The sequence below is a fragment of the Corynebacterium xerosis NBRC 16721 = ATCC 373 genome, from assembly GCF_001552415.1.
GTDB lineage: Bacteria > Actinomycetota > Actinomycetes > Mycobacteriales > Mycobacteriaceae > Corynebacterium > Corynebacterium xerosis.
In genome coordinates this window covers 246,602-265,441 of the sequence record NZ_BCRD01000001.1, presented here as the reverse complement: position 1 = coordinate 265,441, position 18,840 = coordinate 246,602, and the positions used below count along the sequence as shown (strand labels likewise).

The following is an 18,840-nucleotide window of genomic DNA, read 5'->3' as shown; positions in this document are numbered from 1 at the left end:
TAGCACCGAAATCAACTCCCACTTGGAGCCCACGCAGGAGGAATTCACCCGTGAACCAGCGACGTCGCGAAGTTTTCGATCTCCCCGGCTGGTGGCGCCAAGCCGTCGTCTACCAGATCTATCCCCGCAGTTTCGCCGATGCCAACGCCGACGGGATCGGAGATCTGGCCGGCATCACGTCGCGGGTGGACTATCTGCGGGACCTGGGCATCGACGCCGTGTGGTTGAGCCCGTTCTACCCCTCCGCGCTGGCCGACGGCGGCTACGACGTCGACGACTACCGGAACGTCGACCCGAAGATCGGCACCCTGGACGAGTTCGACGAGATGGTGGCCGCGCTGCATGCGGCCCACATCAAGGTGGTGGTCGACATCGTTCCCAACCATTCGTCGAACCGCCATAAGTGGTTCCGCGCCGCCCTGAACTCTCCGAAGGGTTCGAACGAGCGGTCCCGCTACATTTTCCGCGACGGCAAGGGAGAAAACGGCGAGCTGCCGCCCAATGAATGGCAGTCGATCTTCGGTGGCGGCGCATGGCAACGGATCACCGAACCCGACGGCAGCCCCGGCCAGTGGTACCTCCATTTGTTCGCCAAGGAGCAGCCGGACTTCAACTGGGATCACCCGGACGTGCACGAGGATTTCCTTGAGACCCTTCGGTTCTGGAGCGACCGGGGCGTCGACGGCTTCCGCGTCGACGTGGCGCACGGGTTGAAGAAGAACATGGATCCGGCCTTCGATGCCCTGGCGGATGTGCTGGGTGGGCGGGAGCTGTTCGTCGACGGGCAACATCCCGTGTGGGATCGGGACGACGTCCACGAGATTTACATGGAGTGGCGCGACGTCTTCAACGAGTACGACCCACCCCGCACCGCGGTCGCCGAAGCATGGGTCGCCCCGCACCGGCAGGCACGCTACGCGTCACCCGAGGGCCTCGGCCAGACCTTCAATTTCGACCTGCTGCAGGCGGACTTCCGCGCCGACGAGTTCCACGAAATCATCTCGCGCAACCTCACGGCGGCCGAAGCCATCGGGGGTTCCACCACGTGGGTGCTTTCCAACCATGACGTGGTGCGCCACGCCACCCGCTACGGGCTGCCCGGCGGCCAGGAAAGCAAGGGCGCTCCGGGAGCGGGGGCGCCCGCCGGCACCGGCAATGACGGAAAGCTGTGGCTTTTCGACGGCGGGGATCCCGCACACGTCGATCATGCCCAGGGTTCCCGACGCGCTCGCGCGGCGACGATGTTTCTTCTCGGGTTGCCCGGCTCGGCCTACCTGTATCAGGGCGAGGAACTGGGTCTGCCGGAGGTGGGCCAGATTCCCGACGAGGACCGACAGGATCCGGCCTTCTTCCGCAACCGGGATGTCGAGGTCGGCCGTGATGGCTGCCGCGTTCCGCTGCCGTGGAGCAGCCGGGGCCGGTCGTTCGGATTCGGCGACGACGGCTCTCACTTGCCGCAGCCGGACTGGTTCGGCGACTACGCCGTCGAGGTTCAGAATGAAGACCCCGCCTCAACCTTGAACCTCTACCGGCGGGCGCTGGAACTGCGCGCTGAGTTGCAGGACGACGAAAAGCTCGAGTGGGAGGACGTCACGGATTCGTCTCTGACTTTCCGCCGGCCTGGTGGATGGCGGGTGGTGCTGAACTTCGACACCGAACCCATTCCCCTGCCATCCGGCGAGGTGCTGCTCAGCAGCTCGGAGCTTGGCGACGACGGCCTACTGCCCGGCGAAACCTGCGCCTGGCTGCGCTGATCGGATGAACCCCCGGCCGACACGGTCGGGGGTTGTCCTTTGCCGGGCCCCGCCGGAGAACCCCATCAACAGTTGTAGTCTTTGGCCAACGAAACCCGTCTGACCTGCATGATCAGACGTTGAACTTGAACTCCACTACGTGTCGTTGCAAAGTCACCTTCTCATTCGTGAATAGCAGCTAAAAACCACCACACCCGCTATGTGCAGCAAAGATAGAGTGCACACCAGGTAGCCTCAGCCCCCGCTCCTCGTGCAGCAGCGTCCTTTAACAAGACATACATGGGATTTGCCCCACATACGGTTAATTCAGGCTTCCGATGTCGCCCAAGCGACCCGTTGAAACTTAACCGAACGGTCCGTGCGGAACGCTCGGCCGTAAATAGGATTGATGCCGAGCAAAGGCGGGCGCGAATGCATTAAACGTCCTGCCTGCTACCCCACCCCCCCCCCGTTCTACCGGTCCGACCACCTGCCGATGCACGATACCCGGACGCCGATGTGGGTGTGCCCGCTTGGCGCGTAGCATTGGCGACATGCGCATTTTCACCGTGGGCCACTCCAACCTCGAGTTCGAGGACTTCGCTGAAATGATCAAGGCTGCCGGTGTGGCATCCATCGTGGATGTGCGCAAGCTGCCCGGGTCCAGGAAGTACCCGTGGTTCAACGGCGACCACCTTGCCGAACACCTTCCCACATGTGGCATCACTTACAGCAGAAGCGAGGGCCTCACCGGGCGGCGCAACGTGTCCCACTCGGTGCCGTTTGAGGTTAACGGCAACTGGCGTAACCGCAGTTTCCACAATTACGCCGACCATGCGCTGGGCGAGGAGTTCTCGGACGCGCTCTCGCAGCTACGGGTGAACGCCGCCGAAACCCCCACCGCGATCATGTGCTCCGAGGCGGTGTGGTGGCGCTGCCACCGGCGTATCATCGCCGACCACCTCATCGCCCACGGTGACGAGGTTGGCCACATTATGGGCCTGGGTGCAGCCGGGGCGAAGGTGAGCGAGGCAACGCTCAACGACGGCGCAGTCATCGGCAACGATCTCCTCGTGCGCTACCCCGAGCGGGGCTAGCGCGTACACCAGAGGCCAGGGGTGCGGAAACTCGGACTACGCCTCAGTCAGCCACGGCATCCGCCTCGGCCTGACCTCATGCGCGACCTACGCCTTGTATTCATGGAGCGCCCGCCCCTTATGAGCAGCAGCATCGGAGGCACACCAGCAAATAGCACGCTCAAACGAGCTTTAGGGGCTCTTCGCGTTTTGGAGTGCGTAGCTGACCGCAGAGCCCGAAAAGGGCGGCACCGGTTCTCTCCGGGGGCGTCCGGTTCACCCCAACGGCCGAGGGGGAACATCGGCGACATCTGCTCCACGGTGTCCGGGGTCACGTACCCGGTATCGACTGGTCCGGGATTCACGCAATCCACGGTGATCCCTTCGTCGGCAAGCTGACACGCGAGAGTCAGGGTGATCCCCGCCGGAACGTTCGTGATTGCAGATGAGGACGTCGACGTGGCCGAACTCCGCCACCGCCCGATCCATCGTCGGCTCCCCACGGCTGGTCGGCGTCATGGGGACGATGATGAGTCAGCAGCAGATCGACGCCTAGCGGATCAGTTCCATCGCCCGGGCCTGGTCGAGCGCCGCCAGGTGCGGCAGAGGATCGATGCCCATGTCGGCGACGTAGGCGGTGAGCAGCTCACGGACCGTCGCCTCCAAGTCGGCGCGATCCCAGGGCTTGGCGATGTAGTGGTCGAGATCCGCCTCGTTGACCGCGACGATGGTGTCCTTCAACTGCGCCTGTCCGGTCACCAGAACCTTGCGGGTGGCGGCGGTGCGGTCGTCGTCCATCATGTCGACGAGGAACTCGACGCCGGTGGTGCCGGGCATGCGGTGATCGCACAGGGCGAGGGCGAGGACGTCGCCGTCGGCGCTGATTTCGTCGATGACCTCCCAGGCGTCGTCGACGTCGGAAGCCGGTTCGAGACGCACCGTGGGAGCGAAGACCTGCAGGTCCCGCTCGATGGCGGTGCGGACCTCCGGTTCGTCTTCGAGGATGAGGATGGTCAGCTTCATGATTCAGCTCTCCTGTAGTGACAGCGGCCCGGCGACTGGCAGGCCGACGATGACGCGGGTTCCCGCGGTGGACGTCTCGATGTTGATGGTCCCGTTGTGTTTGCTCACGATGGTGCGGCAGACCCCGAGGCCGATTCCCATGCCGAAGCGGACCTGGCCCTGCTTCGTGGTGAAGCGGGGTTCGAAGAGCCGGTCCAAGAGCTCCCCCGGGATCCCGGGGCCGTCGTCGATGACCTCGACCTGCACCCAGTCCGGCCTCGGCCGACTGGTGCGCACGGTGATGGTGGACCCCTTGCCGGATTCGATGAACGCTTCGGCGGAGTTGGTGATGAGGTTGGTCCACACCTGCGCCAACTGGCCCGGGGTACAGGTGATCGGGGGAAGTTCGGCGTAGTCGCGGCGGACGGTGACGCCCCGGAGCTTGTGGGAGGTCAGGCGGATGGTGTCGTCGATGCCCTGGTGAATGTCGACGTCCGTGACGGGGTCGCCGTCGGGGCGGGCGTAGGAACGCAGACTCGCCACGAGATCGGTGATGCGGGTGGCCGCATTTTCGACGTTGCGCAGGGCGGTGCCGATGGAGGCGGCGTGCTCCACCATTTCGAAGTCCAGATTCCGGGACTTGTGCACCTGGCGGACGAAATCCAGGTCGTGGACCCCGGCCAGCACCAAACGCGACGCCAATTCACGGTCCCCGGTGATCTCGGCGATCTCCCTGCGGATCTCGCGGGCCCGCTTCGTGCTGACCGCGTGGGACGAGCTGGCCGCCTCGATCGCGGAGAGAGCTCCGTCCGACCAGCGCTTGGACTTGCCGGTGTTCAGCAGGGCCTCGATGTCGTCGGCGAGGTGTTCGGCGGTGCGCTTGATCGCGGCCATCGGGTTGTTGAGTTCGTGGGCGACGCCCGCGGCCAGCTCACCGAGGGAGGCGAACCGCGCCTGGCTCATCAACTCCTTGCGGGCTCCCTCGAGGTTCTTCAATGCCAGGGCGAGGGCGGCGCGTTCCTGTTCCAGCAACGATCGAGTTTCGTGCCGTTTCACCTGGATGTCCTCGGCGCGTCGAAGCCGTCTGTCGTAGGTGCGGACGAACAGCGCGGTGATGAGCCGGTTGAGCTGCGGTTCCACGGAAAGGAGGTAGTTGAGCTGCTCGTAGGAGAGCTGGACCGCGACGACCTCGGTGGTGGTGCGCGCGGTGAAGAAGCCGACCCGGGCATTGGCCAGGGCGAGCAGTCCGATCACCTTGCCGGTGGAGGCGTGGTGCATGGTGATGTCGCCGGCGTCGGTGATGCGCCCGAGCAGCACCTTGCCGCTCAGGGCGAAGATCATCTCCTCGACGGCGTGCCCCTCCTTGGTGAGGTACACCCCCGGCGGGAACACCAGGCGGGGTTGGTAACCGAGATGGTGGTCGGCGGCATCGATGAGAACTTTGATGATCTCGATGTCGCTCATCGTGGTGTCGAGCACGAAGTGCTCGGGGAGCTCGTCGTGGAAGCCCACGGTGGGGTCCTCGTCGCTGCGGTGGTGCCAGTAACGGCGCAGCTGCTGGAGGAGCGTTCGGATGAACGTGTCCTCCTTGATCTCCGGGGTATAGGCGAGCATGTCCAACCGCCCCAAGTCGGTGAGCAGGTCCAGCCCGCTGATCGACGGCGCGGTGGACAACACCAGGATGCGCGTGTGCCTGAACCTCGGATCGGTGACGAAGGAGACGAGGGGATGGTCGGCCGGGAGGCCGTCGTCGTGGAGCGTGACCGTGATCAGCCCCAGATTGTCGTCGTCGCCGATCTGCTCGAGGACGGACGGCAGATCGGGCCCGTTCACCACCCGGTGCCGCTCCCCCAACGTGCGGCTGACGAGAGAATAGAGATACTGGGTGACCTCGGAGCGGCCGACGATGGCGATCGTCGAGTGCGGCAATCCTTTGCGCAGGGGCATCTAGCCCACCAGCCCCAGGGCCGTCCACAGTGGCGGGGCGGCGAAGACGAGCAGAGCGGTGGCCACGCCGCCGACGGCCAGACCGATGAAGGCCATTTGGCCGATCTTGATTTCGCCGGTGGCATAGGCGATGGCGTTCGGCGGCGTGGAGATCGGCATCGACATGCCGACCGAACAGGCGATGGCGACGACGACCGCCACCAGGAGCGGGTTGACGCTGTCCAGCGAGACCGCCAGCGACACCGCCAGGGGAACCAACAGGTTGGCCGCGGCGGAGTGCGAGATGACGTTGGCCAGGCCGAAACTGATGAGACCCAGCGTGGCCAGGATCGCGAGGCCGCCCAGGGACGTCCAGTCCACCGAACCGACGAGCCACGCATCCAACCCGGTGGCGCCCACGCCGGTGCCCAGCGCGATGCCTCCGGAGACCAACCACAGCACCGGCCAATCCAGGGCCTGGACGTCCTTGCCCTTCATGACCTGCAACGCGAGGAGCGCCACCACCGGGAAGAAGCCGACGATGTTGGAGGAGACGCCGTGCAGCGGCTCCGAGACCCACAGGAGGATGGTCAAGCCCGCGATGACGTAGAACACCTTCGCGTCGAGGGCCTTGTTCCAGCGGGATTCCATGTCGATCTCGATGCGCGCGTCTTTCGGAATGAACGTCAGGCACAGCAGAACCCACGCGATGGCCAGCACGACGAGCATGTACGGCACGGCCAGCACCATCCACTGGGTGAAGGAGACGGAAATGCCGTGCTCCTGCAGCACGCCGATGGCGATCGCATTCGGCGGCGTGCCCACCGGGGTGCCGATGCCTCCGACGTTCGCCGCCAGGGGAATCGACAGCGCGACGCCGGCCCTCGCCTTGCCCGCGGGAAGCGCCTTGAGAATCGGGATGACCACCGCAAACATCGTCGCGGTGGTAGCGGTATTCGACATGAACATGCTGAGCAGGGCGGTGATCAGCATCAGGCCCAGCACCGTCATCCGCGCGTTGCTGGGGAAGGGCTTGAGCATCACGGATGCGAGGTTGCGGTCCATGCCGTACTTCTCGGCGCCGTGGGCGATCATGAACCCGCCCAGGAACAGGATGATCACGGGGTTGGCCAAAGCCGCGAAATAGTCGGAGGCCGGAAGCACCGTGTCCGCCAGAGCGGCGTCTCCTCCGGTGGGATCGTCGAACGCCCCCTTCGAGACCAGCAGCACCTCCAGGAAGATGACCAGCACCGCCGTCGCGGTCAGAGGGATCGGCTCGAGCACCCAGAACACGATCGCCAACAGGAAAATCGCCAGCATTCGCTCGCCCGGTTCCGCCAGCCCGGGGATGTCCGCGAAGAACGGCACGAGGAACAGAACGGAGCCGAGGACGAACCCGACGATCTGCTTGGGACTCAGCGTTCTCGCGGCCTGCTGCAGGACCGGCGGCTTGGGTGCGTTGGTCGATCGCTTCCTCGCCCTGCGCGGAGCGGGAGCAGTTGTGGCGGAGGTGGCGGAAGAGGGTTTCCCGGGGGAATCTGCGACGTCGGCACTCATGCCTTCAATGGTAGGTCACGCCACAGAATTCGCACTGTTCACTGTAGGTGGCGGGAGTTGGCACAGTCGTCGGTGCCCCTGCCCGATCCATCGGGCTCCGAGCTCACCCTGATCTGGCCTTTCGGCCGCCCCGCTACACGTTGAACTTGAACTCCACCACGTTCCGAACGCGACTTACCTCTATGACCATGAACTTCACGCTCTCAATCGCCAACGCGCGCCCTGCCTTGTTATACTTGGTGGCGTAGTCGAACGTCGGCTACTACCCCGACCGGAGCGGTGCTCCTCCGGCGGAAAAGATGAAGACCCCGGCACGAGCACACCGGGGTAAGAGGGACTGGCGGGCGACCCACCACCTTCGGATAACAGGGCAGAGTCGCGTGTCGGATGCAAGGGATGGGCTCCTCCGACTGCCACTGGTGACCCACACTCGCGGGATCGGCGTGACTCCCGACGCGAGGACAGAGGCCAGAGTCACGGGTTCCGAGCGAGATGGACGCGCTCGGGTAGACCGGCCGATTGCGAACCACACTCGTCGGGCCTGGCGCTCCAGCGACGAGGACAGAGGCCAGAGCGCAGCCGCCCTCATCGGTAGGTGAGGGACTCAAGAGGCGGCCACGAGTACACGGGTATTGACTCCTGAGGAGTCCCTGTGTCCTCGACACACTACGTCCAGCCCACTTTTCTCACCCTCCGACAGGCGGCCGCCGAGGGCTATGCCGCGTACTCCACCCTTCGAAAGTACATTGCGGACGGGCGGCTGCCCGCCGTCAAGGTCGGTTCTCGCGTCAAGGTTCTGCGGTCTGACCTTGACGCCCTCGCGGTCCCCAAGCGACAGCCCACTTTCGAGGAGCTTGAGGCCGCCGCAGAACGGCTCGTCGCTTCCGCTCCCCCGCTGAGCGACGCCCAGCTCCGTCGCCTCAGAGCGATCTTCGGCGGTGCGGCATGAGCGCCGGGCTCGCGTGCACGAAAGACCTCTTCTTCACGCGCGACACCACTGAAACCCCTGGTAGAACGGCACTGGCGGCACCGCCGTATGGGGAGCAGCCCCATGACGCCGCCGCCGCCGATGCTCGCGACCTGGTCGATGCGGCGGGCTGGTCTCGGACAGTGGTGGCGGACTCGGCGACGTCGCGGAAGCACCCCGCCGAGTTCGAGGTCCTGACTCGTTCGGTAGCACGCGGAGCGCGCGGCGCTGCCGGCTTCGGGCAGTACCCCTCGGTGGCCGCGATGTCCACGGATCAGGATTCCATCGTCATCGGCTTCGACACCGAGTTCGTGACTGTCGATCTGGTGGATGCCGACCGTGTATGGGTCGGCGAGGACGAGCACATGGTGCGGAAGATTGTGTCCTACCAGTTCGCCGCGATTGACCCTCTCGATGATTCCCAGCTCCGGCTCTGCGTGGTCATCCCCCGGAGCTACAGGGGGCCGCGCGGCGCTCGTACGGCGCGGCTGTCCTTCGAGAAGAGCCTTGAGATCGCGATCATGAGCCTGGGTCTTCATGAGCACAGGCTCGCAGTTGGGTGGACTGACAAGGGCGTCTCGGCGCAGTCTGCCATCGGTGACGACGGCAAGTCCCACCCCTCGGTGTGGTTCAAGCACAGTCCCGAGGGGACGCCCAGGGCGTTGCCGATCACCTTGGTCGCGCACTACCAGCACGCCGACCTGACTACTTTCGTCGACCGCCGGAAGGCGATCAACGTCTGGAACCAGGCGTATCCCGGTCGGTCGAAGACGCTGTCGGATCGTGCGGGTTGGGACGGTCGACGTGCCCGGTGGCTGGACGGTCGCGCGCCGGACATCCTCCGCACGGTGATCTCGGCCAGCGCGGGCATGGTTTCGAACAAGCCCGCCCGCATGGTGCTTTCCGGCGAGAACTGGCGGTGGAAGCTGCCGGTGGAAGTCTCGATCCGCGACACGATGGCGCAGAGCGGTGCTGAGCCGCTCAAGGCACTCGGTGCGGCGATCGGGGCGCCGAAGCTGGATGTTCCTGGTGACTGGATCACCCGGATGGACGAGTACTTCGACGTGCATCCTGCGGAGTTCCTCGACTACGCGGCGAATGATGCCGTGATCGCTCTGGAATACGTGAGCCAGCTATACGGCGATCACCGTGCTGTCCCGTTGACCTTGCCCACTGCTGCGGCGAAGGCGGTGAAGGGCCTTATCCAGGACGAGCTGGGCGAGGGCCGCGACTTCAATTCCGTCTTCGGCGGACTCCACAAGGTGACGAAGACCCGCGAGGGTGCTGCCGGTGTAGACGAGCAGCAGCTCGACTTCTACCACGTCCGGGCGCTGGAGCCGATCGACGGTGCTGCGGCGACGTGGATCCATGCTGCGGCGATGAGCTTTCGAGGCGGGTACAACATGTCTGCCGAGCTTGGGCTGTTCGCGCGCGTGACCAGTGACTTCGATCTTCAGTCCTGCTACCCCACGTCCAGTTCGACGATTTGGGATGTCGACTACCAGCATCCCGATGGCGTGATTCTGAAGACGGTGAACAACGCCGACCTCACGCTGTCCGACTTCAAGAGCCCACTCACGCCGTTCCTCGGGTTCGTGAGCTTCGAGTTCCCGAGCACGGTCGCGTTCCCTTCGTTGCCGGTTCCGGTCGAGGGGTCGATGGTCTATCCGCTCACAAGCGGTGGTGCTCGTGGGGTCTGGGCAACCGGTCCCGAGGTCTGGCTCGCCCTCACGCTTGGCGCGACTGTGACCTGTCAGATCGGTCACTTCGGACGGGTCCTCACCGATGAGCATGGTGAGCCCTCTCGGCTTCTCCGGGGTGCGTACAAGCAGCTCCTCGATGACCGTGCGCGGGCCAAGGCGGAGTTCGGTGCGAAGTCGTTCGAGCAGAACGTCCTGAAGCTGATGGCGAACTCTCCCTACGGCAAGCTGGCGCAGGGAGTTATGGGCCAGCGGGGCTGGGATGCCTGGGCGCAGGAACGTGATGCGGTCGGCGGGTCCGCGATCACCTCACCCTGGCACGCGTCCATGACTACCGGCCTCGTGCGCGCGGTTCTGCTTGCGACGCTGAACCAGCTTCACAACCTGGGCTACAGCACGCCGTCCTGCACTACGGACGGATTCATCACGGATGCCGATCTGGACGTGGTCGACAGCCTCGACCTTTTCGGGCTCGGTCCGATCTGGCGTGAGTCCCGGCTCGCGCTGACCGGTTCGCAGAGGATGTGGGAGCGCAAGCACCAGCAGACCGACCTGCTCAACATCACTACCCGGGCGAACTTCAGCCGACAGCCTGCCGGCGTCCTGGCACACGGTGGCTACAAGCTTCCAGAGGGCATCGAGCAGGACAGCCAGGCCGACCGCGACCTCATGTACGAGCTCATGGCGAGTCGTGAGGGCGCACTCCCGGTGACGATGAAGGTCTTTCCCTCGGTGCAGGAGCTGACCCGCATCGACAAGCGGCTGGACTTCGCGCCGCGCGTGGTCCACAAGGAGCAGACCATCGAGTTCGACCGAAAGCGCCGCCCCGTCCCCGATGGGATGTCGGTCGACGTCATCGACATCGACGGCGTCCAGCATGAGGTCGCCCATGTGCACACCGTGCCCTGGGATTCTCCCGAGCAGGCCACGTTGGGGCGTTCGGTCGACCAGGGCCTCAAGGAGTGGGACGACGACCTCGGCGAACCCGTGTGGATTCGCTCCCCCGTTCGGCGGACTGTCGAGCAGTGGGAGGACTACTTTGCGCGGCTCGACGCTCTGCTCGATGAGGACGGTTCGATCGCCCATGCAGAGCAGCTGGAGCACATCGCCAAAGGCATCGTGATCGCCTTCCGCCAGGAGATCATCGACATCCCTTGGCTCCATCCGGGACAGCCTCTGGCAGACAGGCTCGATGCGTTCGAGGCATTCGGGCTGCCTCGCGTGAAGGAGCGGTTCTGGTCGCACGCCCGGTCGAAGGCCGAGCGCCAGATCGACATCGATCTGGAGGCGATCCGCCCCTACGTCAAGTGGATGCAGGCGATCGACCCCTTTGACGAGTCGGCTTCTGCTGGCGCTTCGTGAGGTGGTGACGATGCGCTACAGCCTCGGAGGACTTGCCTTCGCCACCAAGCAGAAAGTCGCCAACCACGCCAGTGCCGTGCTGAACCGAGCGGGGCTCGGGGAGGTCCTGCGCGGTTCCGATGAGTCGTTCGCCCGTGACCTCCTCGCCCACCATCCAGAGGCCGACCGCAAGCACGGCGCTGGCGTCTTCTGGATCACCGTCGCCCTCATCCCTGAGTGGGGCACGAGGAACTTTCTCGTCTTTCGGGAGGACGGGTCGATCGACAACTGGTCGATCAAGAAGTGCATCAACAACTTGCGACCGGAAGGTCACTGAACCGAAAGGAACTGACCATGAGCAACAAGACCACGACCAATCTCGACGAGCTGATCGAGCAGGAGCGCCGCCGTGCGTCCGAGCGCATCACCAAGCTCAAGCGTGCCGCCGCTGCCGAGCAGCGCCGCATCGACGAGAAGGTCATCGATCTGCTGCGCGACCAGAGCCCCGACCTCTACGACCGGCTCTCCGAGGAGGCGGCCGGTGCCTTGGAGGCAGAGAAGGCGAAGAGGTCGAGGCGTGCGAAGAAGGCGACATCGTCTTCGGGATCGGTGAACGACGGAACTGCCTCGCAGTCCGTCGATCCCGAACATGAGGAGGCGGCACCGTGGAACGGCTGACGACTCCGATCCGGGACTTGCGTCAGCGTCCCGGGGCCCCCTCGCCCGCAGGGAGCGCAGCGACCGAGGACGAGGGCCAGCGGTTCTTGGAGGACATGAGCGCCAGCGAAATGTCCGACGAAAACCCTGCTGGCCGTCTTCCGTACGCCCCGGAGAACGAGCCCGACTCCCCAAGCAGCGCTGGTCGGGCTCGTGCGGAGGGGTGTGCGGAAGACCCGGCCCTGCCCGCGGAGCAGCACCACGACTCCCAGGTAAACACCGGTCGTGGTACTGCGCAGAGGGCAGGGCCGGCCGAGGCTCCGGTGGAGCCTCGGAACAGCCGTCGTCGGGAGGTCTCTCTCGACGTCCGGCTGACGGTGGCTGATCGCGATGCGATCCGCCGCCGCGCCCACGTGCTCAGCGTCAAGCCGAGCGCATGGGCTCGCGCCGTCATGCTCGACGCGCTGGACTCGAGGTCCTCGAAGGTCGATCAGCTGGAGAACAACGCGGGAGTGGAGGAGGCGGCGGCCACGTCTCTTGCTCCGGCAGTAGAGCAGCTGCGTCGAGTTGGTGTGAACCTGAACCAGGCGCTCCGCAAGGGTGCTGCCGTCGATGACAGTCTCCTTCACCTGGTGATGGTTGCGGTGGACGAGGTGCGTGCCTCGCTCGGCGATCGGACACGGGTATGAGCACCGTGAACGTCCGCCCCTCGACCAACGCTGCAGGAGCTGTTGGGTACTTCCTCTACGGGCGTGACCCTGAGGTGCGAAAGGAGCTCCTCAAGGTCGGATCGACACGTGCAGCCGCGTATGCGATGTCCATGGTCGATGGCGGGACGACCCCGTCGGAGTTCATCGCGTGTGCCGAGGCGCACGCCGCTGCTCACGGTCGGACGAACCAACTTCAGAGCTACGTTCTGGCGTTCCACCCTGACGAGTTCGACGTGACCTCGCAGGCCGACCTTGAGCGCATCCGGGACGTGGCAGTCGAACTCGCCGAACGCATGCACAGCGCTGACTACATGATCGCGGTGCACTCTGACTCTTCCGGAGGCCATGGGCACGCGCACATCCTGGTCATCAACCACGACAACCTCACCGGTAAGAGCCTCCAACGGTACACATCGTGGAAGCACGGACTGCGCCAGCTGAACGACGAGCTGATGGCAGACGAGGGTCTGCGTATGCTCCCCGATCCGGAGGAACCGAAGCCCGACTGGGAGCTGCGCCGCGAGGCCTTCGCTCCGGGCGGGTTCGAGCAGGTCCTCGGCGACAAGGTCTACGACGCACTGACCGACTCACGCTCGACGAATCGCGAGGCGTTCGAACATGTCCTCGCCGGGCGCGGGGTCACGCTCGCGGTGACGAACCGCGACGGCTGGAGTTATAAGATGCGCCGGGATGACAACGGGAAGCTCGGACGGAAGAAGGCCTCGGCGCTGACACCCGAATTCACCGCTGAAGGTGCTCAAGAGATCTTCGACTATCACGCGCAGAAGGGACAGACTCATGGGAGCGCTGGACAGGATCAAGCAGGCCGACGAGCAGCAGAAGACTACGGAGCTCCTGGAGGCCTTGATCTCACAGCACGACGCCGACATGCAGCAGATCGCGAAGCTGACGAAGACCGTCGCCGACCTGACCGAGTACGTGAAGGTGATGGACGAGGAGCAAATGACGCGGCTGGATCGCCTGTCGACCTCGCGGCAGCACGAGCTTCCCTCCACGCTGCCGCTCGACGCCGAGACGAAGAAGCGGCTGACCGAGATCGAGAAGACGCTGAGCGCCGTCGCGCAGCAGCTGAGCAGCAGCGAGGTCGTGAAGCTGCCCGGCGGGTCCTCGGTAACCCGGGCGGACCTGGCCGCATACACGATGACGGCGAAGATCAGCGAGGAGCTGAAGACGACGACTTCAGCCTCGGCTGACCTCGCCGAGGCCATCCGTAAGCGCGGCCACGTCCGTATCGACACGGACAAGCTCACCGAGCACGCTGTGAAGGTGCTCGATCAACGTCTGGCGAAGGCGGTCGAGGCTCCCGTCCAGAGGGTCGAGAAGGCCGTCGCGGGGCTTGAAGAACGGGTGATCAGTCTCGGCGCCAAGAAGCTCGCCGAGGTGACCGACCGTGCCCACGACGTGGTCAGCGCTGTCGGGCGGGCCGAGCGGCGAGTCGAGCAACTTTCGGCAAGGGTCACCTGGGCGACGGTCGGTCGCATGTGCCTTGCCCTCCTCCCGTTCACCGTCGCGTTCATCATGCTCACGGGGATGGTCGGCGGGATCACACAGATGCTCGGCCTCGGGCCGCTGCTCGGATGGGCCTGGGACTCGTTCTCCGTTGCGAGTGTCTGGTGGGCGAAGGTACTCATTGCCCTCGCCGCCCTCGGCGGATGCGCTCTGTTCGGCTGGCTGCTTTGGTGGCTTGGAGAGAAGCTGTACGAGAGCTATCGGGGCTGGTAGTCGGAAGAAAAAGTGAGTGCCCGTAGCCGAAGCTACGGGCACTCTGAACTCAGTCGACGTAGGGGTCATCGCCGAACAGTTCGGCATCGGTGTCGTAGTGCCCGAGGAGGTCGCGCTGCTGGCGGATCAGCTCGACGGTTGCCTTGTGCAGGGCGAGCAGGTCATGGAGGTGGGCCTCCTCATCGCTCATCTCGGGGTTGCCGACCCACCAGCGAAACGATTCGGCGTGGCTGTAGGCGTTGGACTCAGCGCTCATGGTCGTTCCCTTCACAGGTCCCTGAAGACGTACACGGAGATTGCGTCGGAGCGGACGACCGTGTAGTCGAGTTCGAGGTCGCGGGTCCAGGCATTCCAATTGAAGTAGCGCACAAGCTCTTCCGGCGCGTCGTCCTGCGGGATGAGGCCAATCTCCTCGGCTAGGGTCTCGGCGTAGTCCCGGAAGCTGCCCCACGTACCGCAGAAGCGCTCTTCGAAGTCGGGAACCGACGGCAGGTCTCCGGTGCCTTCTGCGACGTAACTGCCGGAGGTCACCCAAGCGCACAGAGCCTCGCGCTGGTGTTCGGGGATGGCGAGAAGGACACGCGCCCACTCTGCCGCTTCCGACGGGCTCGTCTCGCCCGAGGTGGCGATGTTCTCGTGGTCCATGACCCACAGCTCCTCGCATCCACTGCGCACACGATGAGCGCCACCGTGGACGTCAGCAAGGGTGCCTTCGTCGGCAGTCTCGGCGTCGAACCATTCGCCGACGAGGCGAGCGTTGTTATAGCAGGCGAGGCAGCCGATCCAGGCTCGGGGCGCGGTGTCGGTGTGTGTTCGGGTTGTCATGGCGGTTCTCCTCCGTGGTCGAGGAGAGCGGCGGGCGCGACAGGCAGTCGTGCTCGGTGAATCGACGCGCTTACGCCACGTCGCCGCTCTCAAGAGGTCTCCCGGCCACGCTCCGCGTGGCTACCCAACCAGGTGGCCTACCTCCAGTCGACGACGACGGACGCGGTCCTGAACCCCTTGCGCCCACGCGGCTGTGGGAGAAGCGTGATCGTGGCGAGGGCGTCGATGGTCTGACGGCGTAGGTCAAGTGACGCTTCCCGAAATGCTGAGGCAGGGTCGTCGACGCCCAGGATCGGCGACAGCGCACCCGCGCGGCCTTGCATGAGTCGTTCGGCCTCCAGCTCCTGGATCCGCGCTTCTGCAGCGTCCCGTACGCGCTTGAGGTCACGTGCCTCAATGATCTCGGCATCGTAGTCGGCCTCTGCGCGCAGAATGCGCGCCCGCTGGTCGCTGATCGCCGAGCCGATGCCGGCCGCATGCGGCCCACCGTCCGCGACCTCGACCATAGCGGTCGCGTCCTTGCGTGCAAGACGTTTGGCGATGACCGTGGTGACGAAGTCGTCGATGGCGGCGCCCGAGCGGACGATGTGCCCTGCGCACTTGTACCCGCGCGGCGCCCCGGTCACCTTCTTTCCACACGTCTCGCCGGTGTCCTCATCGACGTATCCGCACCGGTAGAGCCCGCTGCCGAGGTGCTTGCGCTTGGTCGAGCCGGATGTATTCGTGACCCGCTCTGTATCGTCGAGGACTTGCTGCGCCTTCCACCAGGTCTCGTCGTCAACGATCTGCTCCCACTGCCCTCGGATCGGCTCACCGGCGTCGTCTCGGAGGATCTGTGCCTTCCACATCCGGCGTCGCTTCCCGTCAGCCTGGGCAAACTTCGGGGTGTACGTGCTCAGCGCCGCGTAGCGCGGGTTCCGCAGGATGCCCAGCACGGTCGAGGGAGACCACCGACCGTCCTCGACGATCGGCCGGGGTTCGAGGCCCTGCTGCTGGCGGGCGGCGGCGCGCTCGACGCTCACGGTGTGGGTGTGCTTGGGAAGGGGCGAAAGACCTTCGATCATCTCGGTGCCGCTGAGAGCCCGGGCGAGCGATCGCAGCGACTCGGGGTGCTCGATCCTGGTGAACAGGTCGTAGATCGCCCTCACGGCCTCAGCCTCGTGGGGGATCACCTCGCCGTCTACGGCGTAGCCGAGTGGGCGCATGCCCTTCGGAGCACGCCCCTGCATGGCGCGCTGACGCTGGGCGGCGGACTGGCGGGCACTCTTGCGCTCCATCTCGGCCCGCGCCACAGCCGCCTTGATGCGGGCATACATCCGACCGCCGTCGGTCGAAAGGTCCGCGTCGCCATTCGCCGTGACGAGGGCGAGGCCGCGCAGCTCGGCGGCGTCGATCCAGTCCTCCAGCTGTCGGGGCTGCCGGGTGAGCCTGTCGAGGTCGTAGCAGATGATCGCGTCGAACCGTCCGAGCGAATAGTCGACGACCATGCGGTCGTAGTCCGGGCGGATGGCGCTCCTGTCGGTGGCGCTCTTCGACTGGTCCACGTAGGTCTCGACGACCTCCCAGCGCCGGAATCGTGCAAGGTTCTCGCAGTCCTCGCGCTGGCGGTCGATAGCGAGCCCGTCCATCTCGCGATCCTGTGAGATTCGGAGGTAGATGGCTGCCTTGCGGGGCGCGGTGGAACGCTCGTTCATGTAGCCAGACTACACTATGACGTAAGTTCCGTCCGTAACTAATGATGTCACCATCAGTGTGCACAGTGGTAGAGTTGCACCATCTGACCAAACGCACAAGACGCCCCAGGAGACACCCATGCCGCAGCTGACGCTCAGCTTCCCCGACCTTGCCGAGCACGCAAGCCGAGTCCACCCCGAGCTTAGGACGCTCGTTCAGGAATTCGCCGAGACCGACCGCGCCCGGTTCACAGAGTCAGCGTCACTGTGTGAGACGTGGATTGACCCCGAATTCAAGAAACTACTCAACACTCTTCAACTCGATGGCCGGCTGCCTAACATCGATACAAACATCGACGCCAACAATGATTTCAAGCGCGTCTTGACGTTTACGTTGCCGGAGGGCGGCGAGACTACGGATGTCCGCGATATCATCCAGCATGCATGGGCGGCAACGGTCGACACATACGCGGGCGCCCTCTACCACCGAGCGAAAGAGATCGCGGCAGGAAACTCGAACTCGAGCTGGACCCCCGACCAAGCGACGAGCGCCCCCACTCTCTAGAGCGTAGGTCCACGTCAGGGCCTATTTCTCTGTCGAAGCGGTGTGAGGGGTAGAGGAGCTCGTCGAGCGCGCAATGGGCAAAGGCAGCGAAGCCGTCTACTCCGACGGCGACGACATGATCAAGCTCTGGCACGCCCAGCCGACGACATGAGCCGGTCGGCGTAGCCGATGAGACTGGTGATCAGCATGAGAACCTGGATGCAGTTGCGCTTACTGAACTGACGCGAGGAGACGCCATGCACGCTCGCGTGGCGCGAGTAGTAGTTCGGCACCTTGTCGCCCTTGTGCTTCCAGAACTGCTCGTGGGCGTTCCAGATCGGCAGCCAGACCATCGCCTCGTGGACACCCATCTCGTCGATGGCGGCCGGCACGTCCGCGCCCTTCTTCCGATTCGTGATGAGGCGTCGGGCGGCCTGGTCGGGGTAGAAGCGGTAGATGAGCGTGTCGAGCGTGACGGTGAACATCGCCTGGGCCGAGCGGAAGTGTCCAGAACGCATCGCGCCGAGCCCGTCGAGTACGAACTTCAGCTCGTCGCCGACTACGTCGCGGTTCGCCTGCTCAAGAACGGTAGCGCAGTCGTCGGTGATCGACTCGTAACAGTCACCCAGCACCCGCCGACGGCGCGAGCGGTCCTGTGCCCGGAGCAGGCGGAGCGCTGTGCGGCCGCGAGGCACCAGGTAGAGCGGGATGCCCTCCTGCTCGAGGAACTCATGCACTTGATAGGCCTCGATCTCGTCTGCGTGGCTCCTCAGATTAGGCGGGAGGAGCGCACGGTTGAACCCGCGCAACAGCTCTGGGTCGAAGAGCGGCTTCAAAGAGCCGCGCAACCCGTCAAGCATCGCGGACTGCCGGCTCGCGATCTGCTTGAGCATCGGCTCGATCGCTGGGCCGACTCCGACGCCCTTCAGCGTCGGAAAGTCGATCATCGGCCCCGTGAACGTCGGTAGGCTCGCCACGATCGACGCCACCTGCGAACTGACCCGCTCGTTGTATGGCTCGAGCACATTCTTGACCAGCGCGTCGTAGTCAGGTAGCGCCGACTTCATCTGCTCCTGGAGGCGCCGGTTCAACGGCCCCATGATGTCCCGCGCGTACGCCGAGGTGTCCGGGAGCATCGCCTTCATCTGCTCTCGGATAGGCGCGAGCTTGTTGGCGACGGTGACGTCGATGTTGGGCATCAACGACTGCGCGAACCCTGTCGGCAGCCGAAGCCTCACCCCGTCGTCCGCAGCAAAGTCTCCGTCTTGCTCGCTCTCAGAAATGCGCTCACTCTCTTGGGCGGGCTCGAGATCGTCCTTACGATCATCGTCGTCGCGTGTCATCGCACTCTCCTGGTCGCCGTGCTCGCCCAAACCGACGTTGCAT

Annotated in this window: 16 protein-coding genes and 1 pseudogene; 10 read left to right on the top strand and 7 right to left on the bottom strand. The window is 64.9% G+C overall.

What is annotated here, in order from left to right; all coding sequences use genetic code 11:
* Positions 1-50: 50 nt before the first annotated feature.
* Positions 51-1,754: a glycoside hydrolase family 13 protein gene (locus tag CX1_RS01235; RefSeq protein WP_046649499.1), complete on the top strand. Its 1,704-nt coding sequence runs from the start codon at positions 51-53 to the stop codon at positions 1,752-1,754.
* 533 nt (positions 1,755-2,287) lie between these two features.
* Complete coding sequence (locus tag CX1_RS01230) at positions 2,288-2,830, top strand: DUF488 domain-containing protein (RefSeq protein WP_060925247.1); 543 nt, start codon at positions 2,288-2,290, stop codon at positions 2,828-2,830.
* A 531-nt stretch (positions 2,831-3,361) separates the two neighbouring features.
* Here the strand turns inward: CX1_RS01230 and CX1_RS01225 are convergent.
* From CX1_RS01225 to CX1_RS01215, 3 genes are read right to left on the bottom strand one after another with little or no spacing between them, the layout of a single operon-like run.
* The gene (locus CX1_RS01225; RefSeq protein WP_046649500.1) at positions 3,362-3,832 is read right to left on the bottom strand and encodes a response regulator; all 471 of its coding nucleotides are present in this window, start codon (positions 3,830-3,832) and stop codon (positions 3,362-3,364) included.
* A gap of 3 nt (positions 3,833-3,835) precedes the next feature.
* A complete protein-coding gene (locus tag CX1_RS01220; RefSeq protein ID WP_052753007.1) occupies positions 3,836-5,758 on the bottom strand; it encodes an ATP-binding protein in 1,923 nt (640 codons plus the stop codon).
* On the bottom strand, positions 5,759-7,294 hold the full coding sequence (locus tag CX1_RS01215; RefSeq protein ID WP_082718963.1) for an SLC13 family permease: 1,536 nt from the start codon (positions 7,292-7,294) through the stop codon (positions 5,759-5,761).
* Between the two features lie 652 nt (positions 7,295-7,946).
* Between CX1_RS01215 and CX1_RS01210 the strand changes: the two genes are divergently transcribed.
* The 7 genes and pseudogenes from CX1_RS01210 (at position 7,947) to CX1_RS01185 (ending at position 14,412) form a co-directional block, all read left to right on the top strand.
* Positions 7,947-8,243: an excisionase family DNA-binding protein gene (locus CX1_RS01210; protein ID WP_046649501.1), complete on the top strand. Its 297-nt coding sequence runs from the start codon at positions 7,947-7,949 to the stop codon at positions 8,241-8,243.
* Complete coding sequence (locus CX1_RS01205; RefSeq protein WP_211255185.1) at positions 8,240-11,323, top strand: DNA-directed DNA polymerase; 3,084 nt, start codon at positions 8,240-8,242, stop codon at positions 11,321-11,323. The genes CX1_RS01210 and CX1_RS01205 overlap by 4 nt, the downstream gene beginning before the upstream one ends.
* A gap of 10 nt (positions 11,324-11,333) precedes the next feature.
* Positions 11,334-11,639 carry a DCL family protein gene (locus tag CX1_RS01200; RefSeq protein ID WP_046649526.1) on the top strand — a complete coding sequence of 102 codons (306 nt, stop codon included), beginning with the start codon at positions 11,334-11,336 and terminating at the stop codon, positions 11,637-11,639.
* Between the two features lie 17 nt (positions 11,640-11,656).
* The gene (locus CX1_RS01195) at positions 11,657-11,980 is read left to right on the top strand and encodes a hypothetical protein (RefSeq protein ID WP_046649502.1); all 324 of its coding nucleotides are present in this window, start codon (positions 11,657-11,659) and stop codon (positions 11,978-11,980) included.
* A 95-nt stretch (positions 11,981-12,075) separates the two neighbouring features.
* Positions 12,076-12,648 (top strand): plasmid mobilization protein, encoded by a 573-nt coding sequence (locus tag CX1_RS12630; protein WP_046649527.1) that lies wholly within the window; start codon positions 12,076-12,078, stop codon positions 12,646-12,648.
* Positions 12,645-13,127, top strand: a pseudogene (locus tag CX1_RS12910) (relaxase/mobilization nuclease domain-containing protein); the annotation flags it as partial. The gene CX1_RS12630 and the pseudogene CX1_RS12910, both read left to right, overlap by 4 nt.
* A gap of 340 nt (positions 13,128-13,467) precedes the next feature.
* Positions 13,468-14,412 carry a hypothetical protein gene (locus tag CX1_RS01185; RefSeq protein WP_046649503.1) on the top strand — a complete coding sequence of 315 codons (945 nt, stop codon included), beginning with the start codon at positions 13,468-13,470 and terminating at the stop codon, positions 14,410-14,412.
* A 49-nt stretch (positions 14,413-14,461) separates the two neighbouring features.
* On the opposite strand, the gene CX1_RS01180 is transcribed toward CX1_RS01185, so the two are convergent.
* The 3 genes from CX1_RS01180 to CX1_RS01170 form a co-directional block, all read right to left on the bottom strand.
* The gene (locus CX1_RS01180) at positions 14,462-14,668 is read right to left on the bottom strand and encodes a hypothetical protein (RefSeq protein WP_211255186.1); all 207 of its coding nucleotides are present in this window, start codon (positions 14,666-14,668) and stop codon (positions 14,462-14,464) included.
* 11 nt (positions 14,669-14,679) lie between these two features.
* The gene (locus tag CX1_RS01175) at positions 14,680-15,237 is read right to left on the bottom strand and encodes an antirestriction protein ArdA (protein WP_046649505.1); all 558 of its coding nucleotides are present in this window, start codon (positions 15,235-15,237) and stop codon (positions 14,680-14,682) included.
* Positions 15,238-15,374: 137 nt separating this feature from the next.
* Positions 15,375-16,931 (bottom strand): recombinase family protein, encoded by a 1,557-nt coding sequence (locus CX1_RS01170; RefSeq protein WP_046649506.1) that lies wholly within the window; start codon positions 16,929-16,931, stop codon positions 15,375-15,377.
* Between the two features lie 118 nt (positions 16,932-17,049).
* On the opposite strand from CX1_RS01170, the gene CX1_RS01165 reads away from it, so the two are divergent.
* Positions 17,050-17,475 carry a hypothetical protein gene (locus tag CX1_RS01165; protein ID WP_046649507.1) on the top strand — a complete coding sequence of 142 codons (426 nt, stop codon included), beginning with the start codon at positions 17,050-17,052 and terminating at the stop codon, positions 17,473-17,475.
* 119 nt (positions 17,476-17,594) lie between these two features.
* Here the strand turns inward: CX1_RS01165 and CX1_RS01160 are convergent, their stop codons facing one another.
* The gene (locus tag CX1_RS01160) at positions 17,595-18,797 is read right to left on the bottom strand and encodes a hypothetical protein (RefSeq protein WP_046649528.1); all 1,203 of its coding nucleotides are present in this window, start codon (positions 18,795-18,797) and stop codon (positions 17,595-17,597) included.
* Positions 18,798-18,840 lie beyond the last annotated feature (43 nt).